Source organism: Streptomyces sp. NPDC050263, from assembly GCF_040655955.1.
Lineage (GTDB): Bacteria > Actinomycetota > Actinomycetes > Streptomycetales > Streptomycetaceae > Streptomyces.
On sequence record NZ_JBFAKW010000005.1, the window covers coordinates 33,964 to 56,945 of the forward strand.

Consider the following 22,982-nt stretch of genomic DNA (forward strand, 5'->3'; position numbering starts at 1 on the left):
GGGTCAGCCTCCTTGGACGGCGGTGAGGACCTCGACGCGGTCCCCCTCGGAGAGGGACGTCGACGGCCACTGCGCGCGCGGGACGACGGTTTCGTTCAGGGCGGCGGCCACTCCGGAGGGGGCCGGGGTCAGCGTGCGGACGACGCTGTCGAGAGCCGTGCCGGGCGCGACCTCCCGGCGCTCTCCGTTGACCGAGATGTTCATGCGGGCTGCTCCTGGAGGGCGAAACGCCCGGGCGTGAAGGGACGGGCCTCGTCCGGCAGCTCCCCGGTGGCCAGGGCATGCGCCATCGCGTCACCGGTCACCGGCGTCAGCAGCACGCCGTTGCGGTAGTGCCCGGTGGCCAGCAGCAGCCCGTCAAGCTCCGTCGGCCCGAGCAGCGGCGCGTTGTCCGGCGACCCGGGCCGCAGCCCCGCGCGGGTCTCCGTGAGCGGCAGCTCGGTGATCCCAGGGACCAGCTCATGGGCGTCGCGCAGCAGCTCGTACACGCCCCCCGCCGTCACCGTCGTGTCCCAGCCCAGCTCCTCGCTGGTCGCGCCCACGACCAGCTCGCCGTTCTCCCGCGGCACCAGGTAGACCTGGCTGCCGCGCACCACGGCCCGCACCGTCCGGCTCAGGAACGGCGCGTACGGCCGCGGCACGGTCAGCCGCAGCACCTGACCCTTCACGGGCCGTACGGGGGGCAGGACGTCCTCCGGAACCCCCGAGAGCCGCCCGCTCAGGCTGCCGCCGGCGAGCACCACCTGCCCCGCCTCCAGCGTCGTACCGTCCCGGGTGACGACGCCCGCGGCCCGTCCGCCCGCGACGGACAGCCGCTCGGCCCAGGCGCGGTGGAAGACCACGCCCGCCCGCTCGCACGCGGCCAGCAGTGCCCCGGCCAGCCGTCGCGGATCGATCTGGTGATCGCCGTCCACCCGCAGCCCGCCGCGCACCCCCGGCGCGAGCATCGGTTCCAGGCGCCGGCACTCCCGCCCGGACAGCCACTCCGACTCCAGCCCCGACTGCCGTTGAAGGGCGTGCAGTTCGCGCAGGTGGGCGCGGTCGTCGGCGTCCAGCGCGACCGCGAGCGTGCCGCAGCGCCGGTAGCCGAGGCCGTGTCCGGTCAGCTCGGTCAGCTCGGTCACGAAGTCCGGATACCGGCGGGCCGAGGCCAGGTTGAGGCCGAGCAGGGTCTGCTCGCCGTGGTGCAGCTCGGTGACGGCGGCCAGCATCCCGGCGGCCACCCGGGCGGCCCCGCCGCCCGGCTCCGGGTCCACCACCGCCGTGGCGAAGCCGCGCTGCGCGGCCCGCCAGGCCGTGACCAGCCCGATGACCCCGCCCCCGATGACGAGGACGTCCGACGTACGTGGAGACGACGGTGACAGTGGAGACGACATGGGCGTCCAGCCCCTCCCTTCGCCGGCATGACCCGGATCAGGTTCGTACGGTCGGAGGCCGCCAGCCTCCCTCTCAGCCCGGTGCGTCCGGGCTCCCGCGAGTGCTCTACGTTGGCCACCCTAGCCCGACCCCGCACACCTCAGTAAGGGAGCCTCCGCCCATGGCGCGGTCACTCGACGGCCTGGTCCTCGCCCCGGTCGCCGACCAGGCCCCCGGGCAGGTCGGCACCCGTACCCGTTTCACGTACCACGAGCGGGACGGCGCGGTATGGGCCGAATACGCGGGCGGCGACGTCGTACGGGGGCGCCTGGTGGGTACCCGGGAGGGAGACCGGCTCGACTTCCGCTACGTACAGCTCAAGTACGACGGGACGACGTCCTCGGGGCACTGCGTGTCGGCCGTCGTGGAGCTGCCCGACGGCCGGGTGCGCCTCGACGAGACCTGGGAGTGGGAGTCGCAGGACGGCAGCGGCACGAGCGTCGTGGAGCAGGTCACAGCGCACGACGGCTGACTGACGAGGCGTCAGCTGACTAGGGTGATCCGACTATGGTGATCGGGTGAGCGAGACGCAGACGCAGACGCAGACGCAGACGCAGACGCAGGAAGGCAGGCCCGCGGCGCGGCGCGTGGTCGTTGTCGGCGCGGGCATGGCCGGCGTGCAGACCGCGGTCGCCCTGCGCGACCAGGGCTTCGACGGCACGGTGACGCTCATCGGCGCGGAACCCCACCAGCCCTACGACCGGCCCCCGCTGTCCAAGGCCGTCCTGCTCGGCACGTCCGAGGGCTCCGCCTTCGACGTCGACTTCGAGGGCCTCGGCATCGAGCTGGAGCTCGGCCGCGAGGTCCTGGGCCTGCGCCCCGCCGACCACGAGCTGGACACCGAGCGCGGCCCGGTCCCGTACGACGTCCTCGTGCTCGCCACCGGCGCCGAACCCCTCCGACTGCCCGGCGCCGAGGGCGTGCGCGGCGTGCATCTGCTGCGCACCCTGGACGACGCCGAACGGCTACGGCCCGTGCTCGCCCGACAGCACGACGTCGTGGTCGTCGGCGCCGGCTGGATCGGCGCGGAGTTCGCCACGGCCGCGCGCGAGGCCGGCTGCGCGGTCACCGTCGTCGAGGCCGCCGACCGACCGCTGGCCGGGGCCCTGCCCGCCGAGGTCGCCGCCCCGATGGCCGCCTGGTACGCCGACAGCGGCGCCGTGCTGCGCACCCACACGCGCGTGGAGCGCGTCGAACCCGGCGCGGTCGTCCTCGACGACGGCTCGCGACTGCCCGCCGGCGCCGTCGTGGTCGGCATCGGCGCCCGCCCGGCCACCGCCTGGCTGACCGGCTCCGGCGTCGAGCTGGGCGCGCACCGCGAGGTCGTGGCCGACGCCCGTCTGCGCACCTCCGTGCCGGACGTGTACGCGGTCGGCGACTGCGCCTCCTTCCCTTCGGGAAGGTACGGCGAGCGGCTTCTCGTCCACCATTGGGACAACGCTCTCCAGGGGCCGCGCACGGTCGCGGCGAACATCGTCGGCGCGAGCACCGGCGAGCCCCAGGCCGTCTACGACCCCGTCCCGTACTTCTGGTCCGAGCAGTTCGGCCGCTTCGTCCAGTACGCCGGGCACCATGCCGAGGCCGACCGCGCGGTGTGGCGCGGCGACCCGTCCGGACCGGCCTGGACGGTCTGCTGGCTGCGGGAGGGCCGTCTGGTCGCCCTGCTGGCCGTGGGGCGTCCGCGCGACCTCGCCCAGGGCAGACGGCTGATCGAGGCGGGCGCGCGCATGGACCCGCTGCTGCTCGCGGACCCGGCGAGGCCCCTGAAGACGGCGACGGCCCCGGCCTGAACACACCGGTCCGCCCCGGCCGGAACGCCCTGGTCGGACCGGCCCGACTTCCGACTGTCAGCGGCAGATGGCAGGCTTGTTCCCGTGACCGAGATTGACGCAAAGACCGATGTTCTCGTCCCCGCCTGGCTCACCCTGCCCGACATCGCAGAAATGCTCGATGTCGAGGTGACGCGCGTCCGGCAGCTGGTCAGGGACGGCCAGCTCATCGCCGTACGCCGTGGCGAGAACCGCGCACTGCACGTCCCCGCCGCCTTCATCGACGAGGACAAGGTGGTCAAGGGCCTGTCCGGGACCCTGACCCTGCTGCGGGACGACGGCTTCACGGACGAAGAGATGCTGGAGTGGCTCTTCACCCCCGACCCGACCCTCCCAGGCACCCCGGCGCAGGCCCTGAGTGAGAATCGCGGCACGGAGGTGAAGCGCCGCGCCCAGGCGCTCGCCGTCTGACCTGGCGACGCCTGGCGTCCGACCTGCGGATCGAACCGAACGACCCGGTGTACGGGGGCCGCCGGCCCTCGTACACCACCACCCTGGGGGGACCTTCGTATGCCCGTCACCGCTCGCGCCCGGCTGGCCGACGCCCGGCTGTACCTCTGCACGGACGCCCGCACCCGCCAGGGCGACCTGCCGGAGTTCCTGGACGCGGTCCTCGCGGGCGGCGTCGACATCGTCCAGTTGCGGGACAAGGGCATGGAGGCGGCCGAGGAACTGGAGCACCTCAGGGTGTTCGCCGACGCCTGCGCCCGGCACGGCAAGCTGCTCGCGGTCAACGACCGCGCGGACGTCGCCCATGCCGTCGGGGCCGACGTCCTCCATCTGGGCCAGGGCGACCTGCCGGTTTCCGCGGCCCGCGCGATCCTCGGCGCCGACGTCCTCATAGGCCGCTCCACGCACACCGAGGCGGAGGCGGAGGCCGCCGCGGTCCAGGAGGGCGTGGACTACTTCTGCACCGGCCCCTGCTGGCCCACTCCCACCAAGCCCGGCCGGCCCGCCCCCGGCCTCGGCCTGGTCCGGCACACGGCCGCCCTCGGCGCGGACCGCCCCTGGTTCGCGATCGGCGGCATCGACCTCGGCAACCTCGACGAGGCGCTGGCGGCGGGCGCCCGCCGGGTCGTCGTCGTCCGGGCGGTCACCGAGGCGGACGACCCCGGCGCAGCGGCGGCGGAGTTCGCGAAGCGGCTGCGCGCGGCGTAGCCCGGCCGCGCTCGACCGGGCTGCATCGGGCCACACCGGTTCGGCCGGGCTCGGTCCGGCGTCCAAGGGGTGGACAACAAGTCGACAATTCGGGCAAATTTCCCGCATTCGGTTGGGGGACCGCCAGCCCCTGGCTAACCTGCGGGTATGGCCCTAGGAACCGCATCCACCAGGACGGACCGCGCGCGCACCGTGCGCGACATCCTGGCGACCGGCAAGAAGACGTACTCGTTCGAGTTCTACGCGCCGAAGACGCCCAAGGGTGAGCGGAGCCTGTGGAACGCGCTGCGCAGGGTCGAGGCGGTCGCACCCGACTTCGTGTCGGTGACGTACGGCGCCGGCGGCTCCACCCGCGCGACCACGGTCAAGGAGACCCAGCAGATCGTCGTCGACACCACCCTGACGCCGGTCGCGCACCTCACCGCCGTGGACCATTCCATCGCCGAACTCCGCAACATCATCGGCCAGTACGCCGACGCCGGGATCCGCAACATGCTCGCCGTGCGCGGCGACCCGCCCGGCGACCCCATGGGCGCATGGGTGCCGCACCCGCGGGGCCTGACGTACGCGGCCGAACTCGTCCGGCTCATCAAGGAGTCGGGCGACTTCTGCGTGGGCGTCGCCGCCTTCCCCGAGATGCACCCGCGCTCCGAGGACTGGGACGCGGACGTCACGCACTTCGTCGACAAGTGCCGGGCCGGCGCCGACTACGCCATCACGCAGATGTTCTTCGAGCCCGAGTCCTATCTGCGGCTGCGCGACCGGGTCGAGGCGGCCGGTTGTGTGACTCCGGTCATCCCCGAGGTCCTGCCGGTCACGAGCGTGAAGATGCTGGAAAGCCTGCCCAGGCTCAGCAACGCCCACTTCCCGGCCGCTCTGAAAGAGCGGATCCTCACAGCCAAAGACGATCCGGCCGCTGTACGCTCCATTGGCATCGACTTCGCCACGGAGTTCTGCGCACGGCTGCTGGCCGAGGGAGTGCCCGGACTGCACTTCATCACGCTCAACAACTCCACGGCGACGCTGGAAATCTACGAGAACCTGGGTCTGCACCACCCGCCGCAGGCCTAGACCGGTCGCACCCACATACGACACACTGCGTAGCGGCCACTGGGAGAGGGGCGTACATGGGCTGGACGGTCCTCTACATCGCGTTCGGCATCGTCGCGCTGTGGTTGTTGGGTGAGGTGCTGCTGCAGTACAAGGCGCGACTGCGCTGGCGACTGCTGGCCTTCGTCGGCTTCCTCGGCGTCGTCCTCGGTGTCCTGATCCCGTCGGTCGTCGTCATCGAGCTGGGCGCGATCGCCTTCGCGGTCGGCCAGACCTACGTCACGCTGTCGTTCCGCCGCGGCTTCGCCGAAGGCTGGGCCTTCCGGCGCGCGGATGCGGACGGTGACAGGGACGAGGACGCGGACACGGAAGGCGCCCGCGGCTTCATCCCCAGGCGCCGCCGCGGCAAGGCCGAGCGCCAGGACCCGACCCTCGAGGCCTCCGACCTCCAGAACGCCGAGGCAGCCGGATTCGACGCGGGCATGCCCTACGGAGCAGACAGCGCGGCGTTCGGCCAGGACAAGAACGCCTACGGCGACGACGACTACGACCGCGACGACGTCTTCACGCCCGCGGCCCGGGGTGTCGACCCCATGGCCGCCGAGAGCGCCTCCGTCTACGAGCCGCAGCCGCTGCCCGACGACACCGGCTCCTACGGCGTGTACAGCGACGCCGCGTACGCGGCCGCGACCGGCCAGGGCCAGCAGCAGGGTCAGCCCCAGGACCAGTACGCGACGGCCGCCCAGGGCGCGGACCAGAACTACGGGTACGACAACACCTACTCCGGGTACCACCAGCAGCAGTACGGCTACGACGCCACGGGCGAGCAGCAGTACGCCGCCTACTCCGACCCGTACATCGGCACCCAGACCTACGGCGGCGGCTCCTACGACGCCGACTACGGCCAGCAGCAGTACGGGCAGCAGGGCTACGGCCAGGACCAGTACGGCAACGGCGGCTACGGGGAGACCCCGGCCGGCGGCGTCTGGGTCCCGCAGCAGCGCAACACCGACGACCCGCTCGGCGGCGAACTGCCGCCCGAGCAGCAGTATCCGTACCAGGGCGACGGACAGCAGCCCGGGCACGGCCAAGGCCAGGGCAACGGCTACGACGAGCAGCAGTATCGGTTCTGACGGCCGCGTTGTCCCGGGAGCCCGCGCAGCGGCTCACTCACCGGGTCTCACTGTGAGCCCCGGAACTCCGGGCCCTCCACGATCAGGCCGGACACCAGCGCGCCCGACATGCCCGCGTGGGGGAGTCCGCCACCCGGATGCGACCAGCCGCCGACGGTGAACAGGCCCTGCATACCCGTGGAGTTGGCGGGGTGCAGCAGCCGCCCCCCGGCCGCAGCCAGCGCGGGCGCGGGGACGGCCCCGCCGGCCGCGCCCGTCTCCCGCGCGACATCGGCGGGAGTGCGCACCTCGCGCCACAGGACGCGGTCCCGCAGACCGGGGACGGCCCGCTCGGCGCCGGCGACCAGCGCCTCCAGGTGCTCGTCGCGGATCCGCGCACCGGAGGGGACCACGGCACTCAGCGTGACCGACTCGTGGTCGCCGTCCGGCACCAGCCGCGCGTCGCCGGGCCGTAGGACCGTGACCGTCGGCCGGGCGGGCACGGACGGCGTCGTACCGAAGAGGCTCTCCAACTCGGCCTCGCGGTCCGCCGTGTGCACCACCGTGCGGTGCGCGGTGCCCTCCGGCCGGGCGCCGCGCAGCGCCAGCAGCACGGTCAGTCGACTCGGCAGGCCCTGCTGGGGCCCGATCTCGCCCGCACCGCGGCCGGGAAGACCGGCGATGCTCCCGGGCTGACCGGCGACGCCGGCGGGATCACCGGCGACGTTGCCCGGGGCGACGACGAAGTCCGCGTCCGCCACCGTGCCCCCAGCCAGTTCCACGCCCGCCGCCCGGCCGTTCTTCTCCAGGACCCGCGTGACCTCTGCCCCGAAGACGAACTCGACCCGCCGGGCCAGACACCGCTCGTACACCGCGCGGGCCAGCTCCCGCATCCCGCCCCGCACGTACCAGGTGCCGAACGCGTGCTCCAGGTACGGCAGGACGGCCGCGCTCGCCGGGGTGACCCGGGGATCGAGGCCGTACGCGAGCGCGTGGCCCTCCAGCAGCGCGGCGAGCCGGGGATCGCGCAGCTCCCAGGCGCCGACCTCGGCGAGGGTGCCCGCCCGGCGGGTGCGCAGCAGGCGCTTGTGGGGGACCGCCGGGTAGGGCTCGCGGTCGGCCAGCACCGACCAGTTCGGCCACAGCGGCTCCTCCAGCAGCGGACGGCGCGTGCGGTCCCAGGCCTCGCGGGCCCGGACCAGGAAGTCGCCCCAACGCTGTCCGGCCTGCGCCCCGAGCGCTTCGTCCAGCGCCGAGACCACTCCCGCGCGCGAGGCGTTCGGCAGGGGCGCCTCGGTGCCGTCCGCGAACAGGTGCCGTGCGGACGGGTCGACCTGGACCAGCTCGACACAGGCCTCCAGCGGCTCCTTGCCCGTCTTGACGAACAGGTCACGGTAGACGGCGGGGAGGGGAAGCAGCCCGGGGCCGGTGTCGAAACCGAACCCCTCCCGCTCGAAGCGGCGCACCGCCCCGCCGTAGTCTTCCGTCCGCTCGTACACCGTCACCCGGTGGCCCGCCACGGCCAGCCGGGCGGCCGCCGCCAGCGCGCCCATCCCGGCGCCGATCACCGCAATCCCTGCCATGCCCGCGACTTTATCGGCCGCCGCTGACAGTCACGCCGTCAGCCCGGCGAGGGCGGCCAGGGGTGCCGGGCCACGCGCCTTTCCTCGCGTCGCTGTGCCCTGCGCCGCAGGAACCGGCGGATCCGTGAGACGAGGAAGAACAGGACCGTCAGCCCGGCCGGCAGCAGGACGGCCGCGATGATCGCCGCCGCCCCCGGGTGGAATATCGCGCGACTGTCACGATGCCGGCGACCGCGAGATCCTCCGTGAGGCTCACGATCACGTTGCTGAACGGCTCGGGCGAGGTGTTGACCGCCATGTCGGAGAGCGAGCCGCTCGCCCGGCGAGCAGCGGCCCACCCAGACGCCGGCCAGTGGCCGGATCACCATGTGAACCGAGTCCCACGCCGAGTCCACGTACGGGATCTTGTCGGCCACCGCCTCGCACAAGAACAGGAAGTCCGCCACGGCGAGCACCTCGGGACGCTGCAACGTCTCCGGGACGTCGTCGCTCAGGCCGGCCGCGCCGAAGAGGCCGAGCAGCAGTACCACCGCGTAGGCGTTGATGCCGCCGGCCCAGCCGCTGGCGCTGTGTCTTCTGGGGGACATCCCCCAGGCCCCCGGCCAAGGGGGACTGCGGACACGGACGCGATCGTAACCAGTCGACCGCGCAGCGTCCTGAGGATGAGTGCGCAGCCCTGAGTACACGTACCTAGGGGGTGAGTTGAGTACGCGCGCGGATGGGGGACGACCTGCGCGAACGGGAGAGTGGAGGCACGGAAAGAGGCGCGGCTCCGGCACCGGCGACACGGGGCGCCGGAACGGAGCGGCCCTCGATCCGCTCCTTCCGCCGACCAGTTCGGCGGGAGCGAGGCACGGGGGGTACCTCGGGGGAACGACCGAACGGGGGAACGAGGGGGGAACGGGGGAGACAGGGGGAACCGGGGAGCACGAGGAAGCGCCGGTTCGAGGCGGCCCACGGGGGACGTGGCCACCACGGACCGGCGCTTTCGTGCACACGCGCGTGGAGCCTCGCCGGCGGTGCCCCCTGACGGCGACCTCCTGCCGGCGACCTTCCTAGCGGCGACCGCTCACCCGCCCCTGCAACAGCCGCGACAGCGCCGAGTGGACGTCGTCCAGGGACCGTTCCGGCTGGAAGGCCTGCCAGTCCAGGGCGGCCACCAGGACCATGCCGACCAGCGCGGCCGCCGTCAGCGGCACGTCGATCTCCTCGCTGAACTCGCCGTTCTCGACGCCCTCGCGCAGCACCGTCTCGACGACGGCCACCGCCTGCTGACGGACCACCATGAGCGTGGACTGCCAGGCCCGGTTGGTGCGCCACAGCTCGGCCACGTAGAGCTGGGTGAAGGACGGGTAGCGGTCGATGAAGACGAGGCCCGCGCGGATCATCGCGTCCAGCGCGTCGACCTTGTCGCCGCCCTCCTGCGCCGTGCGCTCGGCCGCCTCCCGCAGCGAGGCGGTGAGGAGGCCCACGCCGTGCCTCAGCAACTCCTCGAAGAGGACCGACTTGCTCGCGAAGTTGTAGTAGACCGTGCCCTTCGCCACGCCGGCCCGTTCGGCGATCTCGTCCACCGTGGTCGCGGAGAAGCCCTGTTCGGCGATGAGAGTGACGGCGGCTTCGTAGAGCTTCTGCCGGGTGGCCTCGCGGCGGGTGCGGCCGCCCGGGGTGGTGCTGCTTTCCATGGTCCTGATTGTCACAGGAACCCGGACCCCTGGGCGCCGGATCCTCACAGGCTCAGTTCCGGGTGCAGCCGGTCCAGTGTCCACACCTGGCGGCGGCGCGCCGACAGGGCGGTCAGCGCGAGGGCGCCCGCGGTGAACGCGACGAGCACCACGCACGCGTGCCACACCGGTTCCGGCCCGCCGCCCGTGATGAGCCTCCGGAGCGCCTCGACGACGTAGCTCATCGGCAGGTAGGGGTGGATCGCGTTGAAGAAGTCCGGGCTGGTCTGCACGGGATAGGTGCCGCCCGCGGACGTCAACTGGAGCATCAGCAGCGCGAGGACGAGGATCCTCCCGGCCGCCCCGAAGCGCGCGTTGAGCCACTGCACGAGGGCCGCGAAGCACGCCGTCACCAGGAACAGGAAGCCCACCGTGCCGGCCGCCCGCGCCGGCTGCAGGCCGATCGCCCAGTGCAGCACGGCCATCAGAGCCGTCGTCTGGAGCACCCCGATCGCGACCACCGGCAGCCAGCCCGCCAGCGCGATCCGCCAGGCCGAGCCGCCCGCGGCGAGCGCGCGCCGGTTCATCGGCGCGATCAGCATGTACGCCACCATCGCGCCCACCCACAGCGACAGCGGGATGAAGTACGGGGCGAAACCGGTGCCGTAGTTGGGCGCCCTGTGCAGGTTCTGGGAGGCGAGCTGCACGGGGTCGGCCATGACCGCGGTGCGCGCGTCGCGCTGCTGCTCGTCGTAGTCGGGGATCTGTTCGACGCCGTCGTGCAGACCGTCGGCGAGCTCGCCGGAGCCGTCGGAGAGCTTGAACATGCCGCCGTTGAGGTCCGCGGCGCCCGTCTCCAGCTTGCCCACGCCCTCGTCGAGGTCGACGGAACCCGTCTTGGCCGTGCCGAGCCCGGTGTTGAGCTTCTTGGCGCCCTTGGCGACCTTCCCTGCGCCCGTGTTCAGCGCGTTGACCTTGGTCACGGCGTCGGCGAGGTCCTCGGAGAGATGCGGGGCGCTGTCGGCGAGCGACTGCGCCTGCGTCTGGAGGGCGGCGAGGTCCGTGCTGAGCGTCGTCAGGTCGCCGTCCTGGTCGGCGATCAGCGTGTTGACGTCGTCGGCGACCTTCGCCACGTCGGCGGCCGCGTCCTTGGCCTTCTCCAGGTCGGCGCACGCGGGGTCGGGCAGCACCTGTGTCTCGCAGCGCGCCTCGTGCACGGCGGCGAGGGTGTCCGAAGCCGTATGGGCGCCCTCGGCGGCGGTCGGCGCCGCCTTCACCAGGGTCGCGAGGTTGTCGCGGATCACCTTGGCGGAGTCGGCGACCAGTTGGGCGGTGTCCCCGATGCTCTTCTCGTTGTCCTTCAGGAAGGGTCCCACCGCGGTGGAGAACCCGTTGACCTTGTCGGCGAGCGCCTGCGTGCCGTCCGCGACGCTCTGCGAGCCGTCCTGAAGGCTGTCGGCGCCCGTGTCGAGCTTCTCCAGGCCCTTCGCCAGCTTGCCGCTGCCGTCCTTGGCGTCGGTCAGCCCGTCGGCGAGGTCCTTGGAGCCCTTCTCGGCCTTCCCGACGCCGTCCTCGAGGTCGTCGGCCCCGTCGGCGGCCTTCGCCGTCGCGCCGTGGATGTCGGAGAACGAGACGAAGATCTTGTCCAGGAAGGACCGCGAGGCCTTCGTGGACGCGGCCGTGCGCACCTCGCTGAAGACCGTCCGCGAGATCTGCCCGACGATGTAGTTGTTCGCGTCGTTCGTGCGCACCTGAAGGGCGCTCGTCTCGGGGGAGTCGCCCGCGCTGGAGGCGATCCGCGTGCTGAAGTCGGCCGGCATGGTGAGCGACAGGTAGTACCTGCCGTCCTCCACGCCCGCGCGTGCCTCGGCGGCGCTCACCTCGTGCCAGTCGAAGACCTCGCTGTCGCGCAGGCCCTTCGTGATCTCGTCCCCGGCGGTGATCCTCTGCCCGTCGGCGGTGGCCCCTCGGTCGTCGTTCACCAGCGCCACGGGGATGCGGTCGAGCCTGCCGTACGGGTCCCAGAAGGACCACAGGTACAGCGCGCCGTACAGCAGGGGCAGCAGCAGGAGTGCGACGAGGGCGGCCCGGGGGAGCTTGCCCCGGCCGAAGCGCCGCAGCTCAAGCGCGGCCAGTCTCGGCGAGCGCATGCGCCGTCTCCTCTTCGTGCTCGGCACCGGTTTTCGGTTCGTCGGCAACGGCGTCCGCGCGCGTCGAGAGGGCGACCGTGACCGTGTTCTCGGGGGCCTCGGCGCACACCGCGAGGACCGTCGTCCCCGCCTCGGCGAGGGACCCCAGCAGCGCCCAGACCTCCGCCCGTTCGGCGTCCGCCAGCTTCAGGTCGACGTCGTCGACGCCGAGCAGCCCGGGCCGCCCGACCAGCGCCAGCGCCACGGACAGCCGCAGGGCCTCGAGGCGCTCCAGGTCGCGGACGGCGGTCCGCGAGCCCTTGGGCAGGGCCTCGGGGTCCAGTCCGGCGGCGGTGAGCGCGGTGTCGATCCGCAGCTTCGTCTCGGCGGTCCGCTCCGCGCGCGGGCGCAGCGACTCGCGCACGGAGCCGCCGAACCGCCGTTGCAGCAGCGCCCGTTCACGCAGGTGCTCGCCGACGGTCAGGGCCGGGTCGAGGTCGGTCACCCCGGCGACGTGCGCGAGCGCGCCGACGCGACGCACGGCCGCCAGCTGCCTGGGCAGCCGTGCCCCGCCCACGGTCGCCGTCCCCTCGGTCGCCTTCATCCGTCCGGTGAGCGCGAGCAGCAGGCTCGTCCGGCCGGAGCCGGAGGGCCCCTCGACCGCGATCAGCGAGCCCGGCTCCGCGTCGACGCCGATGCCCCGGAACGCCCATCCGCGAGGGCCTCGGAGCCCGAAGCCGTCGGCGGTGACACCGACTCCGTCCACAGGTCCCCCTGAGTTGGAATTTCTGAACTGACTGGTCAGTGCAAAAACTAGCCCGAACCTTCGATCGAAGCAAAAGTCCAGGTCAGAACGGATTGTCAGTGGCATACCGCACGATGGGCACATACGGCATCCCCGTATCGGGGCATGCCGTCACACAGACGACAGGAGGTTCGTCATGGCCACCTACCACGCAGCCGCCGCAAACCGGCGCCGCGCCACCGGCCCTGCCCCCTCACTGACCGGCCCGGCGAGCGACGTGCACCCCGTGCTCCGTCGCACCGCGGCCCCGCCCGCCGCCCTCGATCTGCTCGCCCAGGCCCGCGCCGGGCTGGACGAGGCGGCCGTCCTCGAAACCCCCAACGAGCGCTACGCCACGGCCCACCTCGCGGCCCTGCGCACCGCCGCGGCCGTGCTCGCCGCCCGGGGGCGTCCGGATCCCGCGCCCCGCCGGCGGGCCCGCATCCGGAGCGCCTGGGAAGTGCTCCCCGAGATAGCGCCCGAACTCACCGAGTGGAGCGCGCTGTTCGCCTCCGGAGCCCGCCGCCGCGCCCGCGCCGAGGCGGGCATCCAGGGCGCGGCCACCCGCCGGGACGCCGACGACCTGATCCGCGACGTGGCGATGTTCCTCCGCCTCGTCGAACGCATGCTGGTACTCCAGCCGGTCCTGCCCCAGCCCCGCCAGGACGCGGACACCCCGGACGGCTCCCACCCGGACCGCGACCTGCCGGACACGGGGTGACGGGCGTGGTCGGCGCCCGTCGTCGCGCCACGGCGGGGTGCCGGGGCGACCCGGTACACCGCCGGGATCGGGTAAGGCGTCGGAGGCAATAGGGTGGAAGTCGCCTGAAGCCTTCCCTCCACCTGCCTGCCCGCAGCCTTCCCGGCCGGGCCGGTCGCGGCCGGGAAGGCAGCCCGTTCGCTCCGCCCCGCGAGGGGCGGTGCCGCGCCGAGGAGTCAACTGCCGTGTCGGACCCGATGCGCCCCCGCGCCTCTCTCCGTACCGCCGTGGTCTGGGAGGTCCTCCAGGACGCCCTCGAACGCCGGGGCAAGGCGACCGGCCGTGAGTCGCTGGACGTCCTCGACACCGGAGGCGGCAGCGGCAACTTCGCCGTGCCCGTCGCTCTGCTCGGGCACCGGGTCACCGTCGTCGACCCCAGCCCCAACGCGCTGTTCGCCCTGGAGCGCCGCACCGCCGAAGCCGGCGTCGCCGACCGGGTGAAGGGCGTCCAGGGCGACGCCCACGGCCTCTTCGACGTAGTCGAGCGCGGCGGCTACGACGCCGTCCTGTGCCACGGCGTCCTGGAGTACGTCGACGACCCGGCCGAGGGCGTCCGCAACGCGGTGGCCGCGCTGCGCTCCGAAGGCGTCCTCAGCCTTCTCGCCGCCGGCCTCGGCGGAGCCGTCCTCGCCCGCGCTCTCGCCGGCCACTTCAAGGAGGCCCGACAGGCCCTCACCGGCCCGGACGGGCGCTGGGGCGCCGGTGACCCTGTGCCCCGCCGCTTCACCGCCGAGCAACTCACCGCCCTGGTCGAGGGCGCGGGCCTCAGGGTCGGCGCCGTGCACGGGGTGCGGGTCTTCGCCGACCTCGTCCCCGGCGTCCTCGTGGACACCGAGCCCGGCGCCCTGGAGGCCCTGCTCAAGCTGGAGGAGGCCGCCGCCGAACTCCCCGCCTTCCACTCCGTCGCCACCCAGCTTCATGTGCTCGGGGAGACGCAGGGGAGCGACGGGAGCTGAGCGCCTCCCGGGGCGCACCGCTGATCAGGGCCTTGGCTGTGGATGGAGTACGCCACAGGCCCCCCGTTCGAGCGCAGCGCGCCGTATGATCGAGGGAGACCGCCCGGCATGACGGGTCGGCTGCCGGGGAATGGAAACCTCAGCAGCCGGGACGTCCATGACGGGCTCCGGTTGGCCAATTGGCGTAGAGGGGCGGGTTTCACGGGGGCGATTCCCTGCCTATCCTGAAGGGACCCCCCGGGTCGCCCCGGCGACTGCACGATGAGGAGGACTCCGTGCCGCTCTCGGAGCACGAGCAGCGCATGCTCGAGCAGATGGAGCGAGCGCTGTACGCCGAAGATCCCAAGTTCGCGTCGGCGCTCGAGGGAAGCGGGCTGCGTACGTACACCCGGCGGCGGGTCTACCAGGCGGTCGCTGGCTTCCTCGTGGGAATCGCGCTCCTCATGGCCGGTATGGTCGCCAAACAGGTCTGGCTGAGCGTGGTGGGCTTCCTCGTCATGCTGGGCTGCGCGGTGCTCGCGGTGACCGGCTGGCGCAAGGCTCCCAAGCCGGGTGAGCAACCCGCGGCGGGAGCCGGAGCCCCAGGCACAGCGCCCGCCCGCGGTCAGACCCGGCAGAAGCGCTCGATGATGGACCGGATCGAACAGCGCTGGCAGCGCCGCCGTGACGAACAGGGCGGCCACTGACTCCGCCCACACACGAACAACGCCTGAGGGGGCGACCACCCGGCCGGGTGGTCGCCCCCTCAGGCGTTTCGTCGCCTGAATGTCTGCTGCCTGGACGGCTGCTGCTCAGGCGTTGTCGCTCAGGTGTCGCAGCCGACGCTGTCCGGCCGTTCCGCGCCGGCCGTTCCGCGTCGGCTGCTCCTCCTCAGCCGTTCTGTCTCAGCCGTTCTGTTCAGCCGCTCTGGCCGGACGGTCGGCGTATCAGGGTGGTCAGACGGGCCGCCCAGGACGCCTTGAGGGCCGTCCAGCGGTCGGTGAGGTCCCAGACCGCGCGGACGGCCGAACGCGGCGCCACGACGGCCCGCACGCGCGTGCGCCAGCCGACCCTCTCCCGCAGGGCCGTCCGCACCGCGCGGACCTCGTCGGCCAGCCCGGTCTCGGCCCTCGGCTCCGGTGCGTACAGCACCTGTTCCACGGCCCCGGCGACCCGGTGCACCGAACGGGCCACCGTGTCGTCCAGCTCGCCGATCCGGACGATCCGTGCCGCCGCCCGCCGCGGGGTCAGCGCCTCGTCCGGCTCGATGCCGTAGTCCCACGCCGTGTCGGTCAGCTCGCGCCACACCGCCAGGACGTGTCCCACGGCCGCCGTAGAGGCTTCCTGCGGCGGCACGTCCAGCACCACCGCCGGACCGGAGCCGTCCGCCGGCCGGCCCGGGGGCGCCCCGGCCGCCCCGGCCGCGGAGTGCTGGGCGGAGGCCAGTCGAACCGAACGCCGTCTCAGCCGCCACAGCATCGGCAGCAGGGGCAGGGCGAGTGCGGCGAAGCCCAGCAGCGCCCAGCCGGCGAGCTGGTACCAGGGAGCGCCGCCGCCGTCCTGCTCCGTCGGGTCCAGCGGCAGCGCGCCCGCGCAGCCCTCGAGCTTCTTGTCGTCCACCGAGCAGCTGGTGCTCGCCGAGGGCTCGGTCGACGGCGCGGCGTCCGCCGAGCGCGTGGGCTGCGGCAGTTCGGGCTGAGTGCCGCCCGAGGTCTCCGGGAGCGTGTACGTGGGCGTCGTGCCACGGGTCGGGGTCGGCTCGAAGCGGGTCCAGCCGACGCCCTCGAAGTACAGCTCGGGCCAGGCGTGCGCGTCCTTCAGACCGACCGCCACCGAGCCGTCCGCCTGTGGGGAACCCGGCGCGAAGCCCACGGCGACCCGCGCCGGTATGCCCAGCGTGCGGGCCATCGCTGCCATCGCGAACGAGAAGTGCACGCAGAAGCCCTGCTTGTCCCGCAGGAAGCGGGCGATCGCGTTGGGTCCGCTGCCGACCTCGACCTCGGTGTCGTACTCGAAGCCCCCGGTCACCGCGAAGTAGTCCTGGAGTTTGACCGCCTTCTCGTAGTCGCTCGTGGCGCCCTTGGTGATCGCCAGAGCCTGCTGCGCCACCGTCGCCGGCAGGGAGTCCGGGACCTTGGTGAAGTCACGCTTGATCGAGCCGGGGGGCTTGGGCGCCGAGGCCAGCTGCTCCGCCGTCGGCTGCACGTCGAGGCTGGTCACCTGGTACGTCTTGCCGCTGGTGTTCTGGCCGTGGTCGCCGACGAGGGTCATGCCGACCGGTTCGTACCGCCAGTTGCCTTTGATCTGCACACCGCTGGGCGGGTACGGCATCGGCAGCCAGTCCTGGGAGTAGCCATCGGCGGCCGCGATCCGGGTCGTGATCTCCGTGCGCTTCACGTCGCCGCCGAGCCCCGTGGGCGAGGGGAAGTCGTCCGGCACGGCGATGATGTGGCGTTTGGACGGCTTCCAGGTGGTGCCGTCGAAATCGTCCAGCGACACGATGCGCAGGTACATGTCGGAGATGTTGGTGGTGTTGGTGCGCAGGGTGAGGACCGTGCGGTCCTCGTCCACGTTCAGGCTGTCGCGCAGCGACACCAGCGGGTTCACCGCGGAGATCGTGCCCCCGCTGCCGTTGCCCGCGCCCACGCCTGCGCCCGCCCCGTCCAGCAAGCCGCCCTGTATCGCCGGCAGCGGCAGGAGCGGCACCACGAGGGCGACGCCCAGCGCGGCCACGCCGATGCGCCGGCCGGTGCGTACCGGGGCCACCGGACCGGGCTGCTCGCCCGGGCCGCGCGGGGCCCCGCCGAAGACCCGGCCCCACTGGGAGAGCCGCTCCCGGCCCTCGGCGAGCAGCAGCAGCAGATAGCCGGCGGCGGCGACCAGGAACCACAGCCAGTCGGCCGCCCCGTCCGACAGGCCCGCGGCGACCGAGTACAGCGCCAGCAGCGGCAGGCCGGCCGGCGCGGCGTTGCGGAACGTGACCGCCAGGGTGTCCACGGCCAGACCGATGACCAGCACCCCGCCGATCACCATCAGCCGGATGCCGTCGGACAGCGGGGCCGGGATCGCGTACCGCCCCACGTCGTCGGCGCCGGTCTGGAGCAGGTCGCCGAGGTAACGGAAGGCCTCCGGGCCGGGGACGACGCCGGCGAAGGCGTGCTCCCGGGCGAAGACCAGGGTCAGCAGCACCAGTGTGACCAGGGCCTGGACGACCGCGGTCAGCGGCCGGGCCAACGGCACCCGCCGGGCCGCCACGCCCACCCCGGACTGGATGGTCAGCAGGAACGCCGCCTGGAGCAGCCAGGTCGCCGGTTCCACCAGGGGCAGCATGGCGCATGACGCCATCAGCGTGGCCGCCGCGGAGCACAGCGTCAGTCGAGCTCGCCCGCTCATGATCTCCCCTCCCCGCCGCTCGCCCCGCCCGCGGTCACCAGGCCCGCCCCGTCGCGGTCCGCCTGGCGCCACAGCTCGTTCAGCGAAGCGCCCCGCGGCACGCTCACGGCCGTCCAGCCCGCCTCGCGCAGCATCCGCAGCCGCTCCTCCTGCCTGTTCATCGGATCGGGCACGCCGTTCGGTTCACGCGCCCAGCCGGCGCCGTCCAGCAGGAAGGCGACCGCGCCCCCGCTGCGCTGGCGCATCTTCGCGGCCACCGCCGCCTGTTCCTCGTCGAGATCGCCGAGGAAGGCCACCAGGAGTCCCTCGTTGCCGCCGCGCAGCACGTCGTAGGACCGGGACAGGCCCGTGCCGTCGGAGTGGTCGACCACCGCGAGGGTGTCCATCATCAGCCCGGCCGCGTCCGCCGACTCCTGGCTCGGCCCGGCGAACCCGTCGGAGCCCTCGCCCGGCACCGAGTCGCCGGTGTCCGTCAGCAGCCGTACGGAGAAGCCCCGCTCCAGCATGTGCACCAGCACGGACGCGGCGCCCGAGACCGCCCACTCGAAGGCGGCGTCCGGGCCCGCGCCCTCGTAGGCCAGGCCCCGGGTGTCCAGGAGGACCGTGCACCGGGAGCGCTGGGGCTGCTCCTCGCGGCGCACCATCAGCTCGCCGTAGCGGGCGGTGAGACGCCAGTGCACGCGGCGCAGGTCGTCGCCGTAGCGGTAGCCGCGCGGTATCACGTCGTCCTCGCCGGCCAGTGCGAGCGAGCGCTGCCGTCCGTCGCCGTAGCCCTTGGCCTCGCCGGTGAGGCGGACCGGGGGCAGCGGCTCCACGCGCGGTATGACCGTCAGCGTGTCGTAGGTGGAGAAGGCCCTGGTGAGCTCGCACATGCCGAAGGGGTCGCTCAGGCGCAGCTGGAGCGGGCCCAGCGGGTAGCGGCCGCGCAGGTCGGAGCGGACCCGGTAGGACACCTCGCGGCGGCCGCCCGCCTCGACCCGGTCCAGGACGAAGCGGGGCCGCGGGCCGAGGACATAGGGCACCTTGTCCTGGAGCATCAGCAGGCCGGTGGGCAGCCGGGAGACGTTGTCCATCCGCAGATGGACGCGGGCCTCGCTGCCGGCGGGCACGCGCGCGGGGGCGAGCCGGCGGCTGCCGGCGACCCGGTAGCGGGTGCGGTAGACGACGGCCGCGCAGATCAGCGGCAGGGCGGCCAGCAGCAGCCCGACCCGCAGCAGGTCGGGCTGGCCGAGCACATAGGCGCAGATGGCGGCCGCGATGCCGGCGGCCAGGAAGGAGCGGCCGCGGGTGGTCAGACCGGCCAGGGCCGTGCGCGCGCCGCCCTTCTCGCCCTGCTCGCCCCGGCCGGTGGACGGCTGCCCGGCCGTCCCGGTCGTCATCACAGCCTCCGCGACTGCTGCTGGCCGTACGCCTGCGCGCTGTGGCCCAGCCCGTACCCGTGCTGCTGGGGGGAGGAGGGCACCGGGGTGCGCTGGATGATCTCCTCGACGACCTGCTCCGCCGTGCGCCGGTTGAGCTGGGCCTGCGCGGTGGGCAGCAGCCGGTGGGCCAGGACGGCCACGGCGAGGTTCTGGACGTCGTCCGGCAGCGCGTAGTCCCGGCCGCTGAGGGCCGCCGTCGCTTTCGCCGCGCGCACCAGATGCAGCGTCGCGCGCGGAGAGGCGCCGAGTCTGAGATCGGGGTGGTTGCGCGTGGCGGAGACCAGGTCGACCGCGTAGCGGCGCACGGCGTCGGCGACGTGGACCCCGCGGACCGCGTCGATCAGCTTCACGATCTCGTGCGCGTGCGCGACCGGCTGGAGGTCGTCCAGGGGGCTGACCCCGCCGTGGACGTCGAGCATCTGGAGCTCGGCCTCGGGGCTCGGGTAGCCGATGGAGACGCGGGCCATGAAGCGGTCGCGCTGGGCCTCGGGCAGCGGGTAGGTGCCCTCCATCTCGACCGGGTTCTGGGTGGCCACCACCATGAACGGGCTGGGCAGCTCGTAGGTCTGCCCGTCGATGGTGACCTGGCCCTCCTCCAGCGACTCCAGAAGCGCCGACTGCGTCTTCGGCGAGGCGCGGTTGATCTCGTCGCCGATCACGATCTGCGAGAAGATCGCGCCCGGCTTGAACTCGAACTCCCGGCGCTGCTGGTCCCAGATGGACACCCCGGTGATGTCCGAGGGCAGCAGGTCGGGCGTGAACTGGATCCGGCGCACCGTGCAGTCGATGGACTTCGCCAGCGCCTTGGCGAGCATCGTCTTGCCGACGCCCGGCACGTCCTCGATCAGCAGATGCCCCTCGGCGAGGAGCACGGTCAGCGAAAGCCGTACGACCTCGGGCTTGCCCTCGATCACTCCCTCCACCGAACTGCGGACACGCTCCACAGTGGCGGTCAGATCTGTGAGGCTCGCTCGCTCGTCATAGGTCGTCACCCGGCCCTCCTCGGCCCAAAACTTTCTCCGGGCCGTTGCACTGTGCGGCAAACCGGCCCACCCCGAATCACGGACGCCACTCGCGAACTGCTCAGCGCGGCGTCACACTCGCATTCTTGCTGCCGTTACCGATTCGTGTCACTCGCCTGTGGACAACTGTCCGCGATATGTCGGTGTTATAGGCATTTGGGTATCCGGGAGACGGAAATCAACAGCGAAACGACAGTGAACGACAGTGCCCGCGCGTGGTTACGCGGGGTCTCGGGAGCGATGACGGGCGCGACTACGCGGGATCGATCTCGCGGAGCAGGCCCGTCTTCACGTCGAAGACGAAGCCGCGAACATTGTCGGTGTGCACCAGGAACGGCGAGGTGCGCACCCGCTGCATCGACTGGCGGACGTCCTGGTCGACGTCCCGGAAGGCCTCCACCGCCCAGGCCGGGCGCTGGCCGACCTCCATCTCCAGCTCGGTGCGGAACTCCTCGGTGATCGCCTCCAGACCGCAGCCGGTGTGGTGGATGAGGACGATGCTGCGCGTGCCCAGCTTGTGCTGGCTGATGGTGAGCGAGCGGATCACGTCGTCGGTGACCACACCGCCCGCGTTACGGATCGTGTGACAGTCGCCGAGCTCCAGGCCGAGCGCCGCGTGGAGGTCGAGCCGGGCGTCCATGCAGGCCACGACCGCGACGTGCAGGACGGGGCGGGCGTCCATGCCGGGGTCGGAGAAGGCGGCGGCATACCGCGCGTTCGCCTCCACCAGGCGGTCGGTCACAGTGCCGCCGTGTATGGCGCCCTCGGACTCGGTGGGTACGGATGCGGAAGTCGTCATATCCATGACGGTACTGGTCACAGCCGTTCCGGTCCTGGTGTGAGAAGGGAAAAAGAGCGCCATCACGTCCCGTTTGTGAGGTAAGCCACAAGGGTGCGGGAGGGGCGCCCGCGGCGGGCCGCGCCGCGCAGGCCGGTTGATTGACCGCGAGACAGCGTGGACTAAAGTGACGCGAAGCGGGAGGCGACGATCTCCCTGCTGGACTGAACCCCGTGAGACCCCGGCCCGGTTGCCGGAGATCTCCCCGCGGCGCCGGCAGGCCTTCCCTTCACAAGGGGCGGGGACCCGGCGGTGCGTACCACCCGCCGCAGCTGAGAGGGCCCCTTGAGCCAGAGTCGACACGTCCCGGTGATGCTCCAGCGGTGCCTGGACCTGTTGGCCCCCGCGCTCCAGGACCCCGCAGCGGTGGTCGTCGACTGCACGCTCGGTCTCGGCGGGCACAGCGAGGCCCTGCTGACGCAGTTCCCCGAGGCCCGGCTCGTCGCCCTCGACCGGGACAAGGAGGCCCTGCGCCTGTCCGGCGAGCGGCTCGCCCCCTTCGGCGAGCGCGCCACCCTCGTGCACGCCGTCTACGACGAGCTCCCCGAGGTACTGGACCGGCTCGGCATCGCGCGCGTGCAGGGCGTCCTGTTCGACCTCGGCGTCTCCTCCATGCAACTCGACGAGGCCGACCGCGGCTTCGCCTACGCCCAGGACGCCCCGCTCGACATGCGCATGGACCAGACGACCGGCGTCAGCGCCGCCGAGGTCCTCAACACCTACCCGCCCGGTGAACTCGTCCGGATCCTGCGGGCGTACGGCGAGGAGAAGCAGGCCAAGCGGATCGTCTCCGCGATCGTGCGCGAGCGCGGCCAGGAGCCGTTCACCAACAGCGCGCGGCTCGTCGAGCTGATCCGCAACGCGCTTCCGCAGGCCGCCAAGCGCACCGGCGGCAACCCCGCCAAGCGCACCTTCCAGGCGCTGCGCATCGAGGTCAACGGCGAACTCTCCGTCCTGGAGCGGGCGATCCCGGCCGCCGTGCAGTCGATCGCCGTCGGCGGGCGGATCGCCGTCCTGTCGTACCACTCGCTCGAAGACCGGCTGGTCAAGCAGGTGTTCGCGGCCGGCGCCGCCAACACCGCGCCGCCCGGGCTGCCGGTCGTCCCCGAGCGTTACCAGCCGCGGCTCAAGCTGCTCACCCGTGGTGCCGAACTTCCCACCGAGGAAGAGGTCGCCGAGAACCGGCGGGCCGCCCCGGCGCGGCTGCGCGGGGCCGAGCGAATCAGGGAGTCCATCGAATGACGGGCGTGAGCCGAGGGTCCGGAATTCCACCTGGGGGAGGGCGTGTGGCCAGGAAACCCGAACTGAAGGGGAGGGCCGCCCGGCTCGCGCGGCTCTTCCCGGCCGGCCCACGGCAGGCGGCCCGCACGCCGTTCGTCCTCCTGGTGGTCCTCCTCCTCGGCGGCGGTCTCATCGGACTGCTGGTGCTGAACTCCGCGCTCAGCGAGGGCTCGTTCAAGATGGACGACCTCCAGAAGGACACCAAGAGCCTCACCGACGAGGAGCAGGCGCTCCAGCGGGACATCGACTCCTACTCTGCCCCCGACGCCCTCCAGCGCCGCGCGCGCGAACTGGGCATGGTCCCGGGCGGGGACCCGGCCTTCCTGAACCCCGACGGCACCGTGAAGGGCGTCCCGTCGCCCGCCGCCCAGCAGTCCGTCGAGGACGCTCCCGTCGTCGTACGGCCGCCCGAGGCCGTCCTGTTCTCCCAGACGATCGAGTCCTCGACGACGCCCGAGCCGAGCGACTCACCGGTACCTGACGCCTCACCCGCATCTGACGACTCACCCGTACCCGGCGCCGATCCGCTGCCGAGCGACTCTCCCGTACCGGATCCGGCCGCCCTCGCCCCGACCGCAGCCGCCCCCGAGACCCCCGGCAGGTGACGGAA

The 22,982-nt window shown here is 72.8% G+C and carries 21 protein-coding genes, 1 pseudogene and 1 riboswitch; of the genes and pseudogenes, 11 read left to right on the plus strand and 11 right to left on the minus strand.

The genetic code is table 11. The annotated features are described in order from the left end of the window. Positions 1–3: 3 nt before the first annotated feature. A complete protein-coding gene (thiS, locus tag AB0J04_RS03355) occupies positions 4–204 on the minus strand; it encodes a sulfur carrier protein ThiS (protein ID WP_363166672.1) in 201 nt (66 codons plus the stop codon). Further along, positions 201–1,376, minus strand: coding sequence for a glycine oxidase ThiO (gene thiO / locus AB0J04_RS03360; RefSeq protein ID WP_363166673.1), 1,176 nt, complete (start codon positions 1,374–1,376; stop codon positions 201–203). Before thiO ends, thiS begins: the two co-directional genes overlap by 4 nt. Further along, positions 1,374–1,485: riboswitch (TPP riboswitch) on the minus strand. Its footprint overlaps the gene before it by 3 nt. 52 nt (positions 1,486–1,537) lie before the next feature. On the opposite strand from thiO, the gene AB0J04_RS03365 reads away from it, so the two are divergent. The 6 genes from AB0J04_RS03365 to AB0J04_RS03390 all read left to right on the plus strand — a co-directional run bounded on the left by AB0J04_RS03365 (position 1,538) and on the right by AB0J04_RS03390 (position 6,586). After that, positions 1,538–1,888, plus strand: a complete 351-nt coding sequence (locus AB0J04_RS03365) for a hypothetical protein (protein ID WP_363166674.1) — start codon at positions 1,538–1,540, stop codon at positions 1,886–1,888. Between the two features lie 115 nt (positions 1,889–2,003). Beyond that, positions 2,004–3,206 carry an FAD-dependent oxidoreductase gene (locus AB0J04_RS03370; protein ID WP_363166778.1) on the plus strand — a complete coding sequence of 401 codons (1,203 nt, stop codon included), beginning with the start codon at positions 2,004–2,006 and terminating at the stop codon, positions 3,204–3,206. 84 nt (positions 3,207–3,290) lie between these two features. Further along, a complete protein-coding gene (locus AB0J04_RS03375; protein WP_363166675.1) occupies positions 3,291–3,656 on the plus strand; it encodes an Rv2175c family DNA-binding protein in 366 nt (121 codons plus the stop codon). Between the two features lie 99 nt (positions 3,657–3,755). After that, positions 3,756–4,403 (plus strand): thiamine phosphate synthase, encoded by a 648-nt coding sequence (gene thiE, locus AB0J04_RS03380; protein WP_363166676.1) that lies wholly within the window; start codon positions 3,756–3,758, stop codon positions 4,401–4,403. A 147-nt stretch (positions 4,404–4,550) separates the two neighbouring features. Continuing rightward, the gene (metF, locus tag AB0J04_RS03385) at positions 4,551–5,474 is read left to right on the plus strand and encodes a methylenetetrahydrofolate reductase [NAD(P)H] (RefSeq protein WP_363166677.1); all 924 of its coding nucleotides are present in this window, start codon (positions 4,551–4,553) and stop codon (positions 5,472–5,474) included. A gap of 56 nt (positions 5,475–5,530) precedes the next feature. Then, positions 5,531–6,586 (plus strand): hypothetical protein, encoded by a 1,056-nt coding sequence (locus AB0J04_RS03390; RefSeq protein ID WP_363166678.1) that lies wholly within the window; start codon positions 5,531–5,533, stop codon positions 6,584–6,586. Between the two features lie 47 nt (positions 6,587–6,633). Here the strand turns inward: AB0J04_RS03390 and AB0J04_RS03395 are convergent, their stop codons facing one another. From AB0J04_RS03395 to AB0J04_RS03415, 5 genes and pseudogenes are all read right to left on the minus strand, one after another. Then, complete coding sequence (locus tag AB0J04_RS03395; protein ID WP_363166679.1) at positions 6,634–8,148, minus strand: NAD(P)/FAD-dependent oxidoreductase; 1,515 nt, start codon at positions 8,146–8,148, stop codon at positions 6,634–6,636. Positions 8,149–8,186: 38 nt separating this feature from the next. Continuing rightward, positions 8,187–8,735: pseudogene (locus AB0J04_RS03400) on the minus strand (DUF4126 domain-containing protein). 468 nt (positions 8,736–9,203) lie between these two features. Next, entirely contained in the window at positions 9,204–9,830 is a 627-nt protein-coding gene (locus tag AB0J04_RS03405; RefSeq protein ID WP_363166680.1) for a TetR/AcrR family transcriptional regulator, read from the minus strand. Between the two features lie 44 nt (positions 9,831–9,874). After that, positions 9,875–11,959, minus strand: a complete 2,085-nt coding sequence (locus tag AB0J04_RS03410; RefSeq protein WP_363166681.1) for a YhgE/Pip domain-containing protein — start codon at positions 11,957–11,959, stop codon at positions 9,875–9,877. Then, complete coding sequence (locus tag AB0J04_RS03415; RefSeq protein ID WP_363166682.1) at positions 11,931–12,704, minus strand: ATP-binding cassette domain-containing protein; 774 nt, start codon at positions 12,702–12,704, stop codon at positions 11,931–11,933. Before AB0J04_RS03415 ends, AB0J04_RS03410 begins: the two co-directional genes overlap by 29 nt. Positions 12,705–12,879: 175 nt before the next feature. On the opposite strand from AB0J04_RS03415, the gene AB0J04_RS03420 reads away from it, so the two are divergent. The 3 genes from AB0J04_RS03420 to AB0J04_RS03430 all read left to right on the plus strand — a co-directional run bounded on the left by AB0J04_RS03420 (position 12,880) and on the right by AB0J04_RS03430 (position 15,124). Next, entirely contained in the window at positions 12,880–13,443 is a 564-nt protein-coding gene (locus AB0J04_RS03420) for an SAV_6107 family HEPN domain-containing protein (protein WP_363166683.1), read from the plus strand. A 224-nt stretch (positions 13,444–13,667) separates the two neighbouring features. Next, positions 13,668–14,438, plus strand: coding sequence for a methyltransferase (locus AB0J04_RS03425; RefSeq protein WP_363166684.1), 771 nt, complete (start codon positions 13,668–13,670; stop codon positions 14,436–14,438). 275 nt (positions 14,439–14,713) lie between these two features. Then, the gene (locus AB0J04_RS03430; RefSeq protein WP_363166685.1) at positions 14,714–15,124 is read left to right on the plus strand and encodes a DUF3040 domain-containing protein; all 411 of its coding nucleotides are present in this window, start codon (positions 14,714–14,716) and stop codon (positions 15,122–15,124) included. 211 nt (positions 15,125–15,335) lie between these two features. On the opposite strand, the gene AB0J04_RS03435 is transcribed toward AB0J04_RS03430, so the two are convergent. The 4 genes from AB0J04_RS03435 to AB0J04_RS03450 all read right to left on the minus strand — a co-directional run bounded on the left by AB0J04_RS03435 (position 15,336) and on the right by AB0J04_RS03450 (position 21,052). Beyond that, on the minus strand, positions 15,336–17,810 hold the full coding sequence (locus AB0J04_RS03435; RefSeq protein ID WP_363166686.1) for a DUF3488 and transglutaminase-like domain-containing protein: 2,475 nt from the start codon (positions 17,808–17,810) through the stop codon (positions 15,336–15,338). Continuing rightward, on the minus strand, positions 17,807–19,189 hold the full coding sequence (locus AB0J04_RS03440) for a DUF58 domain-containing protein (protein ID WP_363166687.1): 1,383 nt from the start codon (positions 19,187–19,189) through the stop codon (positions 17,807–17,809). Before AB0J04_RS03440 ends, AB0J04_RS03435 begins: the two co-directional genes overlap by 4 nt. Further along, on the minus strand, positions 19,189–20,223 hold the full coding sequence (locus tag AB0J04_RS03445) for a MoxR family ATPase (RefSeq protein WP_363166688.1): 1,035 nt from the start codon (positions 20,221–20,223) through the stop codon (positions 19,189–19,191). The genes AB0J04_RS03440 and AB0J04_RS03445 overlap by 1 nt, the downstream gene beginning before the upstream one ends. A 283-nt stretch (positions 20,224–20,506) precedes the next feature. After that, positions 20,507–21,052 carry a carbonic anhydrase gene (locus AB0J04_RS03450; RefSeq protein ID WP_363166689.1) on the minus strand — a complete coding sequence of 182 codons (546 nt, stop codon included), beginning with the start codon at positions 21,050–21,052 and terminating at the stop codon, positions 20,507–20,509. Between the two features lie 324 nt (positions 21,053–21,376). On the opposite strand from AB0J04_RS03450, the gene rsmH reads away from it, so the two are divergent. Both rsmH and AB0J04_RS03460 read left to right on the plus strand, forming a co-directional pair. Further along, positions 21,377–22,333, plus strand: coding sequence for a 16S rRNA (cytosine(1402)-N(4))-methyltransferase RsmH (gene rsmH, locus AB0J04_RS03455; protein WP_363166690.1), 957 nt, complete (start codon positions 21,377–21,379; stop codon positions 22,331–22,333). A 44-nt stretch (positions 22,334–22,377) separates the two neighbouring features. Further along, positions 22,378–22,977 carry a septum formation initiator family protein gene (locus AB0J04_RS03460; RefSeq protein WP_363166691.1) on the plus strand — a complete coding sequence of 200 codons (600 nt, stop codon included), beginning with the start codon at positions 22,378–22,380 and terminating at the stop codon, positions 22,975–22,977. Positions 22,978–22,982 lie beyond the last annotated feature (5 nt).

Excerpts from the sequence above, each read along its gene's own strand:
- thiS (WP_363166672.1), bottom strand. The coding sequence starts at position 204 with ATGAACATCTCGGTCAACGGAGAGCGCCGGGAGGTCGCGCCCGGCACG.
- thiO (WP_363166673.1), bottom strand. The coding sequence starts at position 1,376 with ATGTCGTCTCCACTGTCACCGTCGTCTCCACGTACGTCGGACGTCCTC.
- AB0J04_RS03365 (WP_363166674.1), top strand. The coding sequence starts at position 1,538 with ATGGCGCGGTCACTCGACGGCCTGGTCCTCGCCCCGGTCGCCGACCAG.
- thiE (WP_363166676.1), top strand. The coding sequence starts at position 3,756 with ATGCCCGTCACCGCTCGCGCCCGGCTGGCCGACGCCCGGCTGTACCTC.
- metF (WP_363166677.1), top strand. The coding sequence starts at position 4,551 with ATGGCCCTAGGAACCGCATCCACCAGGACGGACCGCGCGCGCACCGTG.
- AB0J04_RS03390 (WP_363166678.1), top strand. The coding sequence starts at position 5,531 with ATGGGCTGGACGGTCCTCTACATCGCGTTCGGCATCGTCGCGCTGTGG.
- AB0J04_RS03395 (WP_363166679.1), bottom strand. The coding sequence starts at position 8,148 with ATGGCAGGGATTGCGGTGATCGGCGCCGGGATGGGCGCGCTGGCGGCG.
- AB0J04_RS03405 (WP_363166680.1), bottom strand. The coding sequence starts at position 9,830 with ATGGAAAGCAGCACCACCCCGGGCGGCCGCACCCGCCGCGAGGCCACC.
- AB0J04_RS03410 (WP_363166681.1), bottom strand. The coding sequence starts at position 11,959 with ATGCGCTCGCCGAGACTGGCCGCGCTTGAGCTGCGGCGCTTCGGCCGG.
- AB0J04_RS03420 (WP_363166683.1), top strand. The coding sequence starts at position 12,880 with ATGGCCACCTACCACGCAGCCGCCGCAAACCGGCGCCGCGCCACCGGC.
- AB0J04_RS03435 (WP_363166686.1), bottom strand. The coding sequence starts at position 17,810 with ATGAGCGGGCGAGCTCGACTGACGCTGTGCTCCGCGGCGGCCACGCTG.
- AB0J04_RS03440 (WP_363166687.1), bottom strand. The coding sequence starts at position 19,189 with ATGACGACCGGGACGGCCGGGCAGCCGTCCACCGGCCGGGGCGAGCAG.
- AB0J04_RS03450 (WP_363166689.1), bottom strand. The coding sequence starts at position 21,052 with ATGACGACTTCCGCATCCGTACCCACCGAGTCCGAGGGCGCCATACAC.